Here is a 16029-nt window from a genome sequence, read left to right on the forward strand (position 1 = left end):
CTCTTATAAAATTTCATTCAATATGTCGATCTTGTTGAATTCAGCAGAGTTTGGTCGTGATCTTTGAACAAATTCAAACTTTCTGTCCCCAGATGGAACCATGTCTGAGCCAATCACTTCAAACAGATCATTTGCCGTAAGAACCAAAGCATCAACCACCTTAATTTGGTTGTTATCCGAAGGTTTCATTTTTGATGTATATCCGTTATATTCAATTTCAAATTGGTACTGAAATTGATTGTATGCTTCGCAGATTGTTACTGCCAATGAATATATCCTTCCATCCGTTGTATTGAGCAAAAAATCTTTGATACGCCTCTTTGTCATACACCCCATATAGTGAACATGGTTTTTCTCCAATTCCGATTTGATAGCATTTAAGTCATATAGAAATGTCTCATCATTACAATAGACCTGGAACGATTGCAAATGTAACACTTCGTGTCTCTTTTTCTTTAACATCAACCTGTTTTCATATTCAAAGATGGAGTACTCTACGTCGTTATCAGAAAAAAAATGCGTTGTCATTGTGCTTCGTACTTGGACGGGATCAATTACATATCGACCACTTCCTTTAAGTGCATTCTCTATAAGCGCTAAATAATGAGATAATTCCAAACCCTTTTGCTGAAATTCAAACTTAATCTCAAATTCCCTGTCGGGGAATTCTCTTCCAATTCGTTGGCAAGACAAAAAATCTTTTTCTTTTTCCAAATCATCACCTCAGGAAATTATTATTTTGATTACATTTTCAGATTCATCCCTCCTTCATATAATCAACACTGGTAAACAATATCAATAAAATAAAAATTGCTACTAACGTGTCTCTCTAGATGGTGTTCAACAAACAGAATGATATGATCATAATGATTACTCATTAGGTCAGGAATATCCTCTTGGCTGATTTTGAATTCCACAGCATATCCTCTATCCGTCCGATCATATTTGACAACATCCCTAGAAAAATATGCAAATTTGTTTCTCGTCAGCGTTTTTCTAAACTTCCCTATTTGGATATGAATAACATCATCGTCTATGTCTGAGTCCGTATTCACATGTACAGTGACGGATAATATATCTTTCATTAGGACTTCCATCTCTATCTCAGGTGATTCCCCGCCATTATTTTTCTCAATTCCCAATAATGGATATTTTATACTCTTATTGGAATATACATTACGTGCATGACATGAGACCTTAGCCTTCGAAGAATCCATAACCCTGAAGATAGGGTCTAACTTATCTGTCACTGTAATATCCTGAATTCTTTCAGGAATAAACCATGTGTTAAATTGCCAGAAAAATATTTGTGGGTATTTTGAGTAAGTTCTTAACCCATCCATATAAACTAGCTCCATGCCGAATAATTCCTGGGTGATATAATTAGTGAAAGACACAGCATCTTGAGCCCCATAAAGATTAACCAACTGTGCAAAAACACCTCTGTTAAAATTCTGATGATCTATTAACTCGATAACTTCAATGACCTCGATCAGCTTCATGGATGGAGCTTTGGCGAAACCCGTCACATAATCATTGAATATATTAATGCAAGCGATTAAAGCTGACATCGTTACTGTAGGAATCAGACAATCCGGCAATTCTACCGTATGATGAATGATCGAATCGTAATCCAAATAATTTACGAACTGCAATGGTTCATTCGTAGTTAATTCTTTGTTCAACTCCCTCTGCCCCAGATCTCTCGGATATGAAGCAATCGGAAAATGCCGATGCAAATCAATTTCAATAGAATCTTTAGTTAGCATGGAATATTCATGCGGATTGGGTGACTTTATTTCATTGAAACCATCCTCCAACAGAATCCTGACAAATTCGGAAGGATCTTGCGCAAAAACATCAACATCCTTGCTTTTCCTTAATAAAGCGGTATTCCCGGTCAAGTAAAACGCTGTAAACCCCTTGATAACTAATGGTTTTATTCCTTGTCTTGAATGAACTCTTTTCAAAAAAGCTAATTTATCCTCATTCAACTTCTTGATGTTATACAGATCAATTTGTAACTCTTCTGTAAAATCACCATCGAATCGATCACTAACGAAACTCTCTAATCGATGTTGCCTGACAAATTGGATGGCCCCCATTTTGTCCGTTTGAGGTATAAGATTCGAGATGGCCTCCTTTATTTGTTCCACAGACTTAACCTCCTGCACCTTGATATTTATTCACGCTGAGCATCCACAGACGGTAACCGAGTAAATAAACCAGAGGACCTATCACAGGTACAATCCACATGCTCCATGATGACAACAGCGCTGTGCCTTTGGTAAGCAAGAATGCAGCTGGATAGAAATTGATGAACGCAAATGGAATGACAAACGTTAAAAGTACTTGTATGAATGTGCCAAATACAGGGAGTGGATACGATATGAACTCCTTAAATTTAAAAAATAAGGTGAACAAAAAATTTGTTCTAATCCAAATAAAAGATACGGCTCCGATTACCGACATGAATCCAGCCTGAATCATGGCCCCGCCAATAATACAGAGAATAAGGTACAGCACTTCAACCTCGGATAAATTCAGATTTAACTTAAAAAGTGCCCAGAGCAGCACAGACCCGGATATCGCCACATGTGCAAGGTATCCCAAGTTGAATCCCCTGCATACCAAGTATAGGTATGGATTAACGGGTTTGATCAATATGGAATCAAATGTCCCATTCTTCACTTGATTCTCAAGATCCCGCATTTGCACAAATGAAAAAGAGGCTCCTAGTGCATATGTGAACAGCCCCAGACTGTACAACAACGCAATTTCAGGCCAAGACCAACCTGCCAGAGTATCAAACTTTCTTAGGAAAAGCCAAATAATAATATAATCTCCGGTATAATTAATGATTTGAGCGATAACTGCAAGGAGGAAGTCCCCGCGATATTCCATTCTTTCTTTGGTTAACAAAAAGACTAATTTTCCGAAAAGTTTTAATGTCATTTAGTTCAACCTCTCTACAGCTACATTATCCACCTTGGACCACCAGACGTTTGATCGCCCTATTCCATAACCAGCACACCAGAAGAGTCAGCCCCGCAGTCCATGCTAAACCTGTGAGAATAAAAGTTCCTATCTCCTGAACCTTGATTGTTCCTAAATAGATTGCAGCAGGAAGATATCCCAGGTACAGGAAAGGAAGCATTTTGGTTATGGTCACCCACGATTCCGGAAAAAACCATAAGGGTAAAAACGAACCAGAGAAAATCGTGATGAATCCGCCCAACATCCAATTTAATGCAAAGTGATTCATGAGCCAAAAAGCCAGTAAAGATATAAGGTACCCCAACAAAAACGAAATGGCCAATGCCAGGATTAAAGCAATCAAAAAAAACAGAAAATGAGTTGCCGAAGCTGGAGGAAGAAAACCAAAGAAAATCCATGCGATGAATAAGGAAGGAATAGAAGTAAACACCAACTGATAGAATGAATTCCCTAGTCCCTCAGATAATAGGTGAAGAGGATAAGAAAGAGGTTTAATAAGTTCCGAAGCGATGGAACCTGTTTTGAGGCTGTTATCCACTTTTGTACTAATTCCGGTAAGTAACAGGGCAGCAAGCAACGTGTTGATAATGCTATATGTAATCATTTGCTCTACACCTACGCCTTCAATCTCTCCATTCCCTAGAACTGCTCTCCAGATCTCAGTCAGAATCAAAATAGCCACAAAATTCCCCAATAATCTTAGCCATACTTCAGAACGATATGAAAGTTGATTCGAGAATGTTTTTACACCGAACATAATATACGTTTTCAACTCAGGCCCTCCTTTCACAACTCATTCGTTCTATTATCTTCGTCCAATTTTCTATAGAGTTTCCGAATGACTGTATCTATGTCTGCGCTTTCAATAGAAACATCTTCAATCAAATGTTCACTGGCGATCTGATTTACGCAATCAAATACGGTCCTGTCGCTTTTTTCAAATAGGTACGTTTTCCTTAGCCCTTCGTCCTTTATAAGTTTAATCCCTGGTATTTCAATCACTTTTGGCTCTTCCCGGAAGTAAATGATCACCTGCCGCTGATCACCCAACGTTGTTCGAAGTTGTTCGACAGATCCGTCATAAACCATATTGCCTTTGTTCACAACAATCATTCGATGGCAAATTTCTTCAATATCCTTCATGTCATGAGTCGTCAGAACAATGGAGACTTTCTTCTCACGATTAATCATCCGAAGAAATTCCCTAATCTGTTCTTTGGCAATGACATCTAGACCAATCGTTGGTTCGTCTAGAAACAAAATTTTGGGATCATGCAGTAAGGCCATTGCGATTTCCACTCGCATTCTTTGACCCAAACTTAATTGTCTAACAGGCTTTTCAATAAATGAGGATAACGCTAGGAGGTTGGAATAATAGTTCAGATTTTTTTGATATGTAGAGTCTGAGAGCTTATATATGTATTTATGAAGATCGAACGAATCACGGACAGGAAGGTCCCACCATAACTGACTCCTTTGTCCAAAAACAACACCAATATGTTGAGAATTGTGCTGCCTGGCTTCATGCGGGGTCAAACCAAGAACCCTCAGCTCTCCAGAAGTTGGAACCAGTATTCCCGTCATCATCTTAATCATGGTGGATTTGCCCGCACCGTTTGGACCTAGATAACCCACTGCTTCTCCTTCCTTTATCGAAAAAGTAATATCACGTACCGCTACTTCCTCCGTATACTGCCTAGTAACTAGACTTCTCAGAGAGCCAACTAATCCCGGAAATCTTTTGTATTGCCGATAAACCTTTGTGATACCGTTTACATCAATGATGCTCATCAATCACACCTCGTCCACTTCATTTAATGTAACACAACACAATTTATTACAATTTCCACCATTCTTTTTAACATATTACCTTTTTGTAAAATGAAAAAATACCATGTTTATTAGATATTTTTCCATATAATAATTAGATGTATTTTATGTGTGCAATTTTTATTGTAAATATAATATATATATCTACTCACTTTTTGTGCTATCCTTCAACTCAGATTGCGTTCGCCTTCACCAAAGTCATCTCGTTAAAGCTAATAACGCTATAAGGTCGAAGTTTACCTAGAAATCCCCATTTGACACCCATCTCAAAAAAGCCTATTCTAATAACGAACCAATTATTCACTATTAAGGAGTCGTTCCCGATGGTGCAAGCCAAGAAAGACGAAGTCAGGAAAGAGATTGAATACGCGGCGCTCAAGGTCTTTTTTGAAAAAGGCTATGTGGATGCCAAGATGAGCGATATCGCGGATGAGATTAATATTTCTGTGGGCAATATCTATACTTATTTTAAGAACAAGAAAGAACTATTCTACGCCGTCGTGCCGCCGGATCTAGTGGATTATCTGAAAAATGTGCTGGTGGAAACGATTCACTTCGATAACCAGACCTTGTTCGAGGAAACGGATAGCGAGCGAAAGTCGGCGCTGTTACAGGAACAGGTCGATGTCCTACGTAAATACCGGAATCAGATTGTCATCATCTTTGAAAAGAATAAAGGCACCATCTACACCAACGCCAAGAACGAGCTTGTCGAGCTGATGATCGAAACCAAGAAGGCCTATCTCAAGAATCAATATAAACGGTATGAGATTGGCACCGAGGAGAATTTGATCTTGCTGAACATCCTCGCACACAACGTGATCGACATGAACCTGGATCTATTGAAGCGGGATATGAGTGAAGACAGCCGGAAGCAAATTTTCGAAGCTTTGTATGTATACAGACTGTATGGTATGAAGAGTCTCAACGAATAACACTCCATCTCATCACTTATGCCGGATAGACAAAGCGTGCAGATCAGATCAACTTCACTTGGTTTGCACGCAAAAAACTTCATCATAGATCAGCCTATTTTTTTAACCTAAAAATGAATTAATTATTCACTATTGAAAAGAGTATCTTTTTTACCCCAACTACTCACCTCACCCACATTCTAAGGAGGAACACAACATGAACACCGCTTACGCATTAAAAAACGTCAATCTGATTCACGGCGACTCCAGCCGCAATCTGCAAAAAAACATGACCATTCTCGTCAATGAGCAAGGTCTCATTCAGGATATCGGCCGAGATCATGAGTTGCATATCCCAAGTCACTACACAACCATCGACCTCGCTTGTAAATACGTAATGCCTGGACTGATTAATGCTCACGTGCACCTCTTTGCAGATGGTAAACCATTCAGTCTTTCGGTCAGTGAAGGTTTGTTGCAGTTTGCCTATGATCGGATATTGAACACGAAGTTCGGCAGAAACGTTTTGAAAAAACGCATGAAACGCAACGCGCTGACCGCACTCCATGCAGGTGTAACAACGATGCGCAGTGTGGGGGAATTCTTTTACACGGACGTCCAGCTGCGGGATGAGATTAATAACGGCGACTTTGTCGGCCCTAATCTGCTTGTCTCCGGGTTTTTCCTAAGTGTCACAGGCGGACATGGCGCTCCATTCCTGGCTCTGGAGGGCGACTCTCCATGGGAAGCACGAAAAAATGTACGCATCAATGTGAAACACGGCGTGGATCTGATCAAAATCTGTGTGACGGGCGGCGTGACGGATGCGAAAATGGTGGGCGAAGCTGGACGTTTACAGATGACGGTGGAGGAAGTTGCGGCGATCTGCGATGAAGCGCATAAGATTGGCCTGCGGGTGGCAGCCCATGTGGAGAGCACGGAAGGCGTAAGAGTTGCGTTACAAGGTGGCGTCGATACCATCGAGCACGGTTCGGAGATGGATGACGAAATCATTCGTTTGTACAAAAATAATCCCAATGCCCTGAATGGCTATACCGCACTCATCCCCACCCTGCAAGCCGCTTATCCATCCGCCTCACTGGATACCAGCGTAACGAAGGTAAGTGCAACGGTAAAAGAGAATTCCAGACTCGTCTACGATTCCATGCTCCAAGGCGTCAAGCAAGCGATCGAAAACGACATCACCGTTGGTATAGGCACTGATGCCGCCATGCCTTACGTGACTCACTATGATATGTGGAGAGAGATGGACCACTACATGAGACAGGCCAACCTGAACAACAAACAGGTCATCGACATGGTGACCCGAACCAATGCGAAGATCTTAGGCGTTGATGATGTTACAGGGACGGTGGATATCGGGAAACATGCTGATCTGATTATGATGGAGCAAAATCCGCTGGAACATATCGAAGCCTTGTCTGACATCTCTATGGTCATGGTCAAGGGAAATCTAATTCAAACACCATCTGTCACAAGAATCAAAGAAGTCGACGATGTTCTAAACTCAGTTTGGTGAATTCAGAAGTGAAATCATGCTTGGTATACTGATCAATTGTTTTTCCATTATATGCGGGAGTACCCTTGGGGCCATCTCCAAAAACTTCATGAATGACGGTTACAAGTCCAGACTCAATCAAGTGATTGGGATCAGCGCACTCATCATAGGCATTAGTGAGGTCTTTTATGTCCAACCTGAGACTGAGAACAAATTCAATCTGGCGTACGATTGGAATCAATGACGAGTCAAGTAAGATAGAGTTATGAGTTTATGAACAATAATCACTTCAAGACATTGAACCAGAGGAGACATATCCTATGAACAAAATGAAAAAAACAGGTTTGTGGCTTGGCATTACGACTCTAACCCTATCACTCGCAGTTCTTCACTTTCCAACATGGACGCCAAAAATAAAAGGAACAAACCCTATTCATGTATTGGAACAAGTTAAAATCAACGGTACGGGACATGAAATCATGATCAGAGGGCAGGATCTAGACAACCCAGTTATCCTTTATTTACACGGTGGACCCGGTGCATCTGAACTTCCGTACGCCAAAAAGGTCCAAGATTTATTAGAATCTCAATTTACGATTGTGAACTATGATCAGAGAGCAAGCGGCAAATCCTATCATTTTTTCGAGGATTATTCCAATCTCTCAGCTAACTTGCTAGTTGAAGATGCACTGGCCGTCACGGATTATATTACTCAACGTCTGGGGAAGAAAAAGGTGATCCTGATGGGTCATTCGTACGGAACATACATAGGAACTCTTGCTGCGCATCGAGCACCCGATAAATATGAAGCCTACATTGGGATCGGGCAGATGGCAGATACACAACAGAGCGAGATGGATGGATGGAATTACGTTATGGAGCAAGCCCAGTTGGCTGATAATCATGAAGACGTAGACCAGTTGGCTGATAATCATGAAGACGTAGACCAGTTGGAGCAGATCTATGAACCGATCAAACAAGGACAGGCATTCACGCCGCGAGATATCGTTAAACGTTATGGGGGCACATCAAGGTTGATGGACAGCCCTGACACCAGCTTTCTGGGAATGACGTTCAGTCATGAATATAATATGCTGGATGCCATTCGTTATAATAAAGGAATCATTTATTCGCAAGAAATACTGATAAGTGAAGCCATGAGCCGTCCTTTGCCTTCCTTGATTACGAAGCTGGACCTTCCCTTTTATTTTGTCATGGGAGATTACGATTTAATGACTTCATCCCATGCCGCCAAGGTGTTTTTTGACCAGATTGAAGGAAATCAAAAGCAATTCATTGCCTATAATAACTCGGCCCATTACCCACATTATGAAGAGAAGCAAAGATTTTTGGATTGGATGGTAGATACCTTTATCAAGTGAACCGAGGTGATCAAAGGACTTTCATTGGGAATCCAGCGTCTTCGAAAATGTAATATCAACGGTGGAGGATTTGATTATCCGTAAAACCACTACTGAAAGGTGTATGTCAGTAGTGGCTCAAGATATTTTTGGCTACTTCCTGCATTCGGAAGCGTAAAGACTCCGGCTCCAAGACCTCGATATCCCCACCCCAGCCAAGTAAATAATGCAATATTTCCTCCGGATAACGGACACGAAAATGAAAAACAACACCTTCCTCCCGCTCCTCAAATGCATCCATATAAAAATGAACTGCCTCCATAACTTTGTCAGCAATTTCAGGTTTAGCCCTGATTAATACTTGTTCGTTACGGTCGTCAGGAGGTCGATAACTATTTAGATCAAAATCCGGCGGCAAAAGGAACTGATCCTCCAGCACGGAAAGTTCAGTCATGCGTGACAAACGAAAATGACGGATGTCTTGTCGCATATCACAACGTGCAATCAACATCCAATTCTCCTGAACAAGTGAGAGTCCATAGGGAGAAACCTCACGCATGTTATATCGATTGCCATCCGTTCCTGGCATTTTTTTCAGGTACATGAAGCTGATTTTACGTTGCTCCAAAATGGCATTACGTATTTGGTTAAGGTATGTTTTCACGCTCGCTCTGGTTAAAGGTTCAGCCGCATGAAGCAGTCGCATCGTTTCACGAACACGTGTTGATTCGTTACGAACGACTTCAGGTAAAATCGCTTCAATCTTTCGTTGAGCGGACTTAGCCTGCATAGCATATTCTGTATCCAATCTCTGTTCGATAAAATCGGATCCCATGAGCAGGGACACAGCTTCTTCTGCCGTGAAGCTTACCGGGGGTAAGAAATATCCTTCCATTAGAGAATAACCATGACCCGGAGCTCCCATAATCGGAACACCAGCCTCACTTAATGCCTGGATATCGCGATATATTGTACGTACACTTGTCTCAAATTGAGATGCCAGATCCTCAGCTCTGATCATCTTACTTCTCTGCAATTCAAGCGTAATAGCAAGCTGCCGCTCCGTTTTGTTCATGTTCTAAGCCCCCACCATTCATCATCCAAACCTAACTCATTCTATCACAGTAACTGGTCCTTTAGTTTCGTGAATTCAAGCAATGGAATGTCTTAAATGTCACCCGAAGATGAGAAAGTCTTAATCCCCCAAAAAAACTGATATCCCCAAAAGGATATCAGTTTTTTATCTACTTTATATACGGTTAATTCTCTTCTTCACTTCTAGATCATTGTCGCAGCTTCCGCAGGGGTAGTCATATTCCCTGAACGAACTGTATTGTCCGTATATCCGCTCACAATTTTGGCCTGAACGGCTGTATTCAGTGCATCTTGCTCCCAAGCCGGAGTTTGCGACTCGTCAGTGAAGTTTGGTTTAATGGACGTATTGTCAGACATTCGGCTGCATGGCAGCGGCCATTCCTTTTTACCCAGTCTGGCAGACTACTGACATCCGTGTGTACAGCTCTTAAACTGGGTTTGGACCATTGTAAAATATAGATACAATTCTCTATCTGTATAAAAATAGTAGATTAACAATAATTAGAATCTAACTAATTTATCGATTTTATATACAAAAACACTTTAACTCCGACTTAAAAGAAGGTAATATATTCACATATAGGAACTAGCGTTCCCTTTTTTGGCGAAATTGGTTTCAAATTCTTTAGATATAGTTCCTAGATATTAGGTATCATTACACTGCACATGAAAGGGGGAGAATCCAATGAACGAAGTACAAATTAAAGAAATAATTGATGTCGAACTCCAGCGGATGGCATGGAGACTCCAGTATCACGGTAGGAAAGCAGCGAAGCAATATCCCTTCACTTTTGATTTCACAAGACAAGAATCCTTTGAAGATGAAATTATTGATGAGTTAAACGTCAAAGATATATTAAGCTTGATCGATAAAGAGAGTGGAAGAAAGATAATACATTCACTTTACGTGGAGGACAAAAGTGCTAAGAAAGTCTCGGTTGAAATGAATATTAGTGTTCAGGGGGTGAATAAATGGAAAAGAAAAACACTAGAGGATCTACGAAAGAAGATCTCACCCAACTACTTTTCCAAGCTAGAGCTGGAGAAGAACAGGCGATACTTAAAATATTAGAACTTTATCACCCAGAAATGGAGAAATTAGCAGAAACCATTAGAATGCCAAAAGAAGATACCATACAAAGCTTACGGCTCGAACTAATCGAGTTTATTAAAATTTTTCCAACTCAATAAAATTCAAGAAAACAATACTATGGATATTTTTAGCCATAGCTTCTTTTTTTGTAACTTTTTTAATTATTGGACGTCTACATACTATAGTACATTGAGGAAGGATGAAAAATTTGAAAGCAAAAAAAAAATGGCCCTTCGTCGTAATAAGCAGCTTTGTCGTAATACTTCTGGTAATCGTCTATTTCGTTTTCTTTTCGGATTATATGAAAGGATGGTCTTCACCAGCAAAGGAACAGCAATATTACACTGGCACCATCGTTGAAATAAAAGAGCAAAACAGTAAAGTAGACGGAGACAAGGTACTTTACTCAATCGTACTGGATAATGGAGAATATCTGAATGTAACGAAAAATTCGAGGTTTTATGTTACTTCTAGTGATTTTTATCAAGCAGATGCAAAATTTAGTAAAATGCGAATCGAGGCTGATTTCGATGAAGTTAATGTAGGTGATAAAATTGAAAGTTGGACGAGACAAGTAAATAATCATTTATTTGAAATATATGAGTTAACTATCAAATAAACCATATTCCATACATATCTTCCCGGGCTCGGATCTGTACCATCTGCTTTGATCAGCTCACCATTAGCGTACACTTGCATCTGAACGGAACCATCACCATCCAAGAAAACAGCGTTATTACAACCAAGATCATCTTTAAAGAAATCTCTTAAATTGTACAGGGTTTTCCATACTGTTGATGTCACTAAGTATGCATACACACCATTGCTTTCATTTTTAAAGCCTAGTCCAGCCCGTCTTGTTGCAGCAATACCAGCGTGTACGTTCCACACTTCATCTTCGTGGATGGTCTTAAACTGGTCTTCTGTTCCAGTTAGATGAAGGCTTCCCCCACCAATAATTGTTTTGAACTGTAAATTACCAACTTGTTGCTTCAAATTTGGAATAGTTGTACAGCGGGTAATTCCTGCTTTAGTAACACCATTATCGAGGTAAGTAAAAAACGTACCACGATTCCGTGTCCCCCCAGCATTGCTTCCAGGATCTTGGGTTGCGCCATCATAACTGATTGAGAGACCGCCAGTTGGAGGCGCAGTATATAGATTTGATGCAAAAAACCCCCCATTAATACCATAATTGTTTGTAGAACAAACGGGTTTCTTAATAACTTCTGAGACAATATTACTAACATGAGTCTTGATTACACGATATCCACTACTTTCAAAATAAGTATAGTTAATAGCCATTTTCTTATCCCTCATTCTTAATTTAGTAAAGACGGGGAGCAAGAGGAAACGACCGTCCCAAGCCTTTCTATCCTCTTCGTCTTTCACTAACTAAGGAGTTTTTACTGTGTAATTTGAAACCTATACTCAACTTTTTTTTAATTAATAGACTGTACTAAACGTTGGAATAAACAGAGACCATCCCTCTCAGGATGGCCTTTCATTCATTCTATTGAGATTAAATGTACATTGCGAGCAGCAGCTTATAGATCATTGCCGCGGCTTCCGCACGGGTCGTCATATTCCCTGCACGAACCGTATTGTCCGTATATCCGTTCACAATTTTGGCCTGAACGGCTGTATTCAGTGCATCTTGTGCCCAAGCCGGAGTTTGCGATGCGTCAGTGAAGCTTGGTTTTACAGCATCATTGCTCGTTCCCGACTGTACATCTGTACTTAACTTCAATGTATTTGCCATCATTACAGCCATCTCGGCACGAGTGATTGTTTGATTAGGTTTGAACGTGTTGTCTCCATAGCCCTTCACGATTCCGGCTTGCATGGCTGCGGCAATATCACCTTTCGCCCAGTCTGGCAGACTGCCTTGATCTGCAAACGTCGTATCCGACTGCACGGACTTCAAGGCCAGTGCCTTACTGATCAACGTAACAAACTCTGCTCGTGTAATCTTCTTGGATGGTTGGAATGTATTATCTGTATAGCCCTGGATAACGTCCATGCCAATCAAGCGGTCTGCATAGTCGGATGCCCAGTGTCCGTTCAGATCGGACAGATTTGCTGGTGTGTAACTGGACACAACAAAGGTACCCAGATGATTCACATTTGCCGATACTGTTCCTGCTGCATTCATCTTGCCACCGATGAATACCCAGCTCTGACGGGCTTCATTATAATAGTAGATTGCTGGCTGTGTTCCTTGAGGCAGCTTGGAAGCGTCATATTGCAGGATCAGTGCTACCTGATCGTTCAATGTCCGTCCTCCGCTGCGAGTAATCTGTACGGCTTGACCCAGTACATTCAGCGAAACTGCATTCTGCAATTGGTTCTGGGATACAACAGACAGTTGCAATGTATCTTTTTCTCCAATGGCTCCAGCTGGAGCGTTGAATTGCACGATGTCTTTCAGACCCGTTTGTACTGGCTGATTCGCTTCGACCCCTACCTTCACTTCAGTCGTTGAATCTGATCCCGCATCCGGGTTGGTTGGTGTGGTTGGAACGGTAGGCGTTGTTGGCACGCTTGGTGTGCTTCCACCGGAATTCCCTCCAGCGTTGCCTCCATCACTGCCTGAGCCCCCGCCGCCATTGACCGAACGGGCTTGTACGGTAACCGTACGTGTGACTTCCTGTGCAGCATTGCCGGCAATATCTTTCACATTATAACGAAGGGTGTAGATCCCCGCTGATTGTGTGTTCACTGTCCCGTCCATCTGCACGGAACCACGGATGCCCACATTATCGGTAGCCTGTGCTCCAGGCTCGTTATACGTATCTCCCACGGTTAATGTCATCTGGCTGCTGCCTTGCAGGGTGATGACAGGAATTTCGCGGTCTATTTTGACCAACAAAGGTAAAGTATACGTTTGTTCCAGATCGTCTGTCGCTCTGAATAAAAGGTTGTGCTCTCCCGGCTCCGTTACCTCCAGAGGTGTATTCTCCGTATATGGTTCGTACGTTTGTCCTCCATCACGGGATAACTCAATCGTCGCCGAAGTGGCTGGCGCGTATACTGCGCCGGTTACACTAACCGTTACGGACTGATTCGTCCATGTATCCGTATGATACGGCTGGCTGTCAGCAGTGGTCATGTTGCCTTTTAACACCAATACCTGATTATTCGTTCCTTCCACAATGACAGTGAACGTTCTGGTATCCGTTTCGCTGCCACGTTGTACCGTTGCCGTCAATTCCAGTCGCTCATTATTCTCAGGCTGTGTAAGAAGTTTCCCCTGTGCATCCATCAATTCCGGGTTGGAGCTGGACCAGCTAATCGTGGCTCCATGTTTCCCTTCCACAGGAAGGGTAAGGTCGGAAGTGACCGTGTTCAGATTACCCAGATCAATTGCTTGAAGCGTATCTTTTACCGCCTGTGCATCACTGTAAGGTGTGGCACTCACGAAGATCGGATTGGAGTAGAACCACAGATCGCCATAGTTCTTGTCATTGATCTCATTGAAGCGAGTCGTTGCATCAGCTGTTGTAATTTTCGGATCAAGCTGTGGTTCACCATTTACGGTTTCACCTGTAACGTTCATACCCAGATTCGTACCGCGCAGACGGAAATACTTATCCTGGTCTGTGGCTTTGATCTTGTACGTAATAACATTGTAACCTTCGGCGTCTGTCGTCCAATCGTTGGACGTGAAGGTAGCCAGCACTTGGGTGGAGTCGTTGGTGTCTTTGTTATATGCGGGTGTGCCCTTCTCAGCCTTGCCCGTCACATCTCCGGCGATGAGATCTACGTGATCCACCACTGGAACTTGTCCAGCAGACGTGCCGCTGTTGATTGGTTTTTCATAATTGTTGCTCGTGGTTGGACTCTTGAAACGGATTTTCAGTTCCACTTCGTCACCTTGGGTCACACCCAGGTCTCCGCCCATTTCAGCCTGATTACCCGCTCCGGAAGCCGTGAAGTCCAGTGCGTTGATCAGATCACCGAATACGGAAAATGATTTCCCCGAACGCAGTCCTTCCAGCACGGCTTGCATTCCTGTACCATCAACCCACGAATAGGTCTTGGCATATTCGCCCGGAAAATAACCGCTGGAATTCGTGTCAATCGTCTTGAAATGGTAATCCGAATTACCATAGTTCCAGAAGTGACGCCCTTCTCCCAACAATGCATCCCACAGACCGCCCACCTTGGCGACCATATAGTCCACACCGCCGTATGTACGATATTTGTATCCATCATCTGCGGTCGGATTGGCTACGTTGTAGCTTGTGTTATACCCGCCACGATCCGGTTCCATCTGGTTGCCCAGCATACCTTCGATACCAAAAACAACTTGTGGAGCCAGATCGTTGAACTCCCGGAAGTCCGCGATGGTATATTTGTTTTTGCCTCGTGAAGGGTGATTGATCATTGCATAACTCGTCGTTGGATACTTGGTTGCCAGCCAATTGATAGCAGCTAGTGCATCCTGATGAGTTGTATAGGCACGTCCACCGGTCTGATCCCAATTCGCTACGTCAGCCGCATTGAACAGGTTCGCTGCGCGATTCGTAAAACGATATTCAAATTCGTTCGCAGCTTCCAGCGCTTCGGTCGAATTCGGCTCATCTGTGAGAATCCCTACCCCAACGTGTTCATGTGTCGGCATGTCCCATTCGAAACCGGAGAAAATCGTTTTGCCTGCGTATTTGCCTGCTTCCTGAAGGGCCTTGATCTGTGGCACCTGATATTCGTTCATCCCTTTGGACATCGGAATCGATCCGCCTGGAATGTCTACTCCGTTGTGATCCCGCTTGGATAACCGCAAATGATCCGTAAGCGCGATCCAGTCCAAACCATACTTCGTCAGTCCCGCGTCAAGTACATTTTCAAGCGAATTCTGCGCATCATCGGACTCAAACGTATGTACGTGCAGATCGCCCGTTTGCCATGAACCTGTTGCCGAGCTGTTGGTTGGTGTATTATTTCCCGCATCCGCATAGGTTACCGCAGCAGGGAAAGCTCCCATGACAAGGCCCGTAGCCAGTGGTATAAGCGTAAGCATAGCAAGCATTTTCTTTCCTTTATCGTTGAACAAAATCATCCCACCACCGTTCTGAGTTGTTGTGTCGGGAGTAAATATAAGAAACTTTGAGGGCAGGGTCAACGCAATGAAAGCGCCTATTAAAAATTTGACATATCCCTGCATTGCTTTACATTTCGTTAACGATTTCGTTTACTGTGTCTATAAAGATCATGCTC

The 16029-nt window shown here is 42.4% G+C and carries 16 protein-coding genes; 7 read left to right on the forward strand and 9 right to left on the reverse strand.

Annotated features, from left to right (window positions below):
* Positions 1–3: 3 nt before the first annotated feature.
* The 5 genes from MKY42_RS24930 to MKY42_RS24950 form a co-directional block, all read right to left on the reverse strand.
* A complete protein-coding gene (locus MKY42_RS24930; protein WP_090905539.1) occupies positions 4–714 on the reverse strand; it encodes a hypothetical protein in 711 nt (236 codons plus the stop codon).
* Between the two features lie 62 nt (positions 715–776).
* Complete coding sequence (locus tag MKY42_RS24935; protein ID WP_090905541.1) at positions 777–2156, reverse strand: nucleotidyltransferase family protein; 1380 nt, start codon at positions 2154–2156, stop codon at positions 777–779.
* A gap of 4 nt (positions 2157–2160) precedes the next feature.
* Positions 2161–2955 carry an ABC-2 family transporter protein gene (locus MKY42_RS24940; protein WP_090905543.1) on the reverse strand — a complete coding sequence of 265 codons (795 nt, stop codon included), beginning with the start codon at positions 2953–2955 and terminating at the stop codon, positions 2161–2163.
* 25 nt (positions 2956–2980) lie between these two features.
* On the reverse strand, positions 2981–3769 hold the full coding sequence (locus tag MKY42_RS24945) for an ABC-2 family transporter protein (protein WP_090905545.1): 789 nt from the start codon (positions 3767–3769) through the stop codon (positions 2981–2983).
* Between the two features lie 14 nt (positions 3770–3783).
* Complete coding sequence (locus MKY42_RS24950; protein WP_339845520.1) at positions 3784–4788, reverse strand: ATP-binding cassette domain-containing protein; 1005 nt, start codon at positions 4786–4788, stop codon at positions 3784–3786.
* Between the two features lie 362 nt (positions 4789–5150).
* On the opposite strand from MKY42_RS24950, the gene MKY42_RS24955 reads away from it, so the two are divergent.
* The 4 genes from MKY42_RS24955 to MKY42_RS24970 all read left to right on the forward strand — a co-directional run bounded on the left by MKY42_RS24955 (position 5151) and on the right by MKY42_RS24970 (position 8642).
* The gene (locus MKY42_RS24955; protein WP_090809647.1) at positions 5151–5762 is read left to right on the forward strand and encodes a TetR/AcrR family transcriptional regulator; all 612 of its coding nucleotides are present in this window, start codon (positions 5151–5153) and stop codon (positions 5760–5762) included.
* A 196-nt stretch (positions 5763–5958) separates the two neighbouring features.
* Positions 5959–7281: an amidohydrolase family protein gene (locus tag MKY42_RS24960; protein WP_090903821.1), complete on the forward strand. Its 1323-nt coding sequence runs from the start codon at positions 5959–5961 to the stop codon at positions 7279–7281.
* 16 nt (positions 7282–7297) lie between these two features.
* Complete coding sequence (locus tag MKY42_RS24965) at positions 7298–7504, forward strand: DUF554 family protein (protein WP_339845525.1); 207 nt, start codon at positions 7298–7300, stop codon at positions 7502–7504.
* Positions 7505–7580: 76 nt separating this feature from the next.
* On the forward strand, positions 7581–8642 hold the full coding sequence (locus MKY42_RS24970; protein WP_339845528.1) for an alpha/beta hydrolase: 1062 nt from the start codon (positions 7581–7583) through the stop codon (positions 8640–8642).
* 106 nt (positions 8643–8748) lie between these two features.
* Here MKY42_RS24970 and MKY42_RS24975 read toward each other — a convergent pair whose 3' ends face one another.
* Positions 8749–9696, reverse strand: coding sequence for a YafY family protein (locus MKY42_RS24975; protein WP_339845531.1), 948 nt, complete (start codon positions 9694–9696; stop codon positions 8749–8751).
* Positions 9697–9899: 203 nt separating this feature from the next.
* Complete coding sequence (locus MKY42_RS24980; protein ID WP_090903824.1) at positions 9900–10073, reverse strand: S-layer homology domain-containing protein; 174 nt, start codon at positions 10071–10073, stop codon at positions 9900–9902.
* 328 nt (positions 10074–10401) lie between these two features.
* On the opposite strand from MKY42_RS24980, the gene MKY42_RS24985 reads away from it, so the two are divergent.
* From MKY42_RS24985 to MKY42_RS24995, 3 genes are all read left to right on the forward strand, one after another.
* A complete protein-coding gene (locus MKY42_RS24985) occupies positions 10402–10788 on the forward strand; it encodes a sigma-70 family RNA polymerase sigma factor (RefSeq protein ID WP_177185843.1) in 387 nt (128 codons plus the stop codon).
* Positions 10689–10907, forward strand: coding sequence for a helix-turn-helix domain-containing protein (locus MKY42_RS24990; RefSeq protein ID WP_090903825.1), 219 nt, complete (start codon positions 10689–10691; stop codon positions 10905–10907). The genes MKY42_RS24985 and MKY42_RS24990 overlap by 100 nt, the downstream gene beginning before the upstream one ends.
* 110 nt (positions 10908–11017) lie before the next feature.
* Positions 11018–11428 carry a hypothetical protein gene (locus MKY42_RS24995; protein ID WP_090903826.1) on the forward strand — a complete coding sequence of 137 codons (411 nt, stop codon included), beginning with the start codon at positions 11018–11020 and terminating at the stop codon, positions 11426–11428.
* Here MKY42_RS24995 and MKY42_RS25000 read toward each other — a convergent pair.
* Together MKY42_RS25000 and MKY42_RS25005 are read right to left on the reverse strand one after the other, a co-directional pair.
* Complete coding sequence (locus tag MKY42_RS25000; protein WP_177185851.1) at positions 11392–12114, reverse strand: phosphodiester glycosidase family protein; 723 nt, start codon at positions 12112–12114, stop codon at positions 11392–11394. The two genes, MKY42_RS24995 and MKY42_RS25000, sit on opposite strands and share 37 nt — an antisense overlap.
* Positions 12115–12331: 217 nt before the next feature.
* Positions 12332–15865 (reverse strand): S-layer homology domain-containing protein, encoded by a 3534-nt coding sequence (locus MKY42_RS25005; protein WP_339845541.1) that lies wholly within the window; start codon positions 15863–15865, stop codon positions 12332–12334.
* Positions 15866–16029 lie beyond the last annotated feature (164 nt).

This window comes from Paenibacillus sp. FSL W7-1088 (assembly GCF_037969855.1).
GTDB lineage: Bacteria > Bacillota > Bacilli > Paenibacillales > Paenibacillaceae > Paenibacillus.

Excerpts from the sequence above, each read along its gene's own strand:
- MKY42_RS24965 (WP_339845525.1), top strand. The coding sequence starts at position 7,298 with ATGCTTGGTATACTGATCAATTGTTTTTCCATTATATGCGGGAGTACC.
- MKY42_RS24975 (WP_339845531.1), bottom strand. The coding sequence starts at position 9,696 with ATGAACAAAACGGAGCGGCAGCTTGCTATTACGCTTGAATTGCAGAGA.
- MKY42_RS24970 (WP_339845528.1), top strand. The coding sequence starts at position 7,581 with ATGAACAAAATGAAAAAAACAGGTTTGTGGCTTGGCATTACGACTCTA.
- MKY42_RS24955 (WP_090809647.1), top strand. The coding sequence starts at position 5,151 with ATGGTGCAAGCCAAGAAAGACGAAGTCAGGAAAGAGATTGAATACGCG.
- MKY42_RS24985 (WP_177185843.1), top strand. The coding sequence starts at position 10,402 with ATGAACGAAGTACAAATTAAAGAAATAATTGATGTCGAACTCCAGCGG.
- MKY42_RS24950 (WP_339845520.1), bottom strand. The coding sequence starts at position 4,788 with ATGAGCATCATTGATGTAAACGGTATCACAAAGGTTTATCGGCAATAC.
- MKY42_RS24980 (WP_090903824.1), bottom strand. The coding sequence starts at position 10,073 with ATGTCTGACAATACGTCCATTAAACCAAACTTCACTGACGAGTCGCAA.
- MKY42_RS25000 (WP_177185851.1), bottom strand. The coding sequence starts at position 12,114 with ATGGCTATTAACTATACTTATTTTGAAAGTAGTGGATATCGTGTAATC.
- MKY42_RS24960 (WP_090903821.1), top strand. The coding sequence starts at position 5,959 with ATGAACACCGCTTACGCATTAAAAAACGTCAATCTGATTCACGGCGAC.
- MKY42_RS24990 (WP_090903825.1), top strand. The coding sequence starts at position 10,689 with ATGGAAAAGAAAAACACTAGAGGATCTACGAAAGAAGATCTCACCCAA.
- MKY42_RS24940 (WP_090905543.1), bottom strand. The coding sequence starts at position 2,955 with ATGACATTAAAACTTTTCGGAAAATTAGTCTTTTTGTTAACCAAAGAA.